Origin of the sequence: Rhodovibrio sodomensis, assembly GCF_016583645.1 — a bacterium.
Lineage (GTDB): Bacteria > Pseudomonadota > Alphaproteobacteria > Kiloniellales > Rhodovibrionaceae > Rhodovibrio > Rhodovibrio sodomensis.
In genome coordinates this window covers 1-487 of the sequence record NZ_NRRL01000316.1, presented here as the reverse complement: position 1 = coordinate 487, position 487 = coordinate 1, and the positions used below count along the sequence as shown (strand labels likewise).

At 60.6% G+C, this 487-nt stretch carries 1 protein-coding gene; it reads right to left on the bottom strand.

The annotated features are described in order from the left end of the window. A partial coding sequence (locus CKO28_RS27950; RefSeq protein WP_200344825.1) for a hypothetical protein occupies window positions 1-487 on the bottom strand: 487 nt, incomplete at both ends.

Here is a 487-nt window from a genome sequence, read left to right as displayed (position 1 = left end):
GGGCCAAGGGAAAGACTTCCCGGCAATCCGGATGGACCAACACCGCACCGAGCATCTGATGATAGTAGGTGATGGTGCCGTCGCGGTGGTGCTTCTCGGCGCAGTACGGACAGTGGACCTGCTTGGAGGAGAAATAGCCCGTGCCATCGACGGAGAGCAGGTAATGGCCATCAAGGTAGGCGAATCCTTCCAGCCCCTTGCCGCGCTGCAACTGAGCAAACAACGCTTGATAGAGGGGGCGTACCTGGCTCGGGTCAAGCTCATCGAGCCGCTCGCGCAGGCGCGTGTCGCTCGGGGCCTGCTCAATCCCATAGAGCGCCTTGAGATTCGCTCGCGTCGTCTCCTCCCGGCAGTCCTGATCGAACTGCAGCAGCGACGGATACTTCAACCCGAAGATCGCCAGCCCCGACATCAGATGATCGACCAAGGCGATGTCGTTACCCGGCGCATCGGGGATTCGACGAAACACCTGATGCGCTTCTTTGAG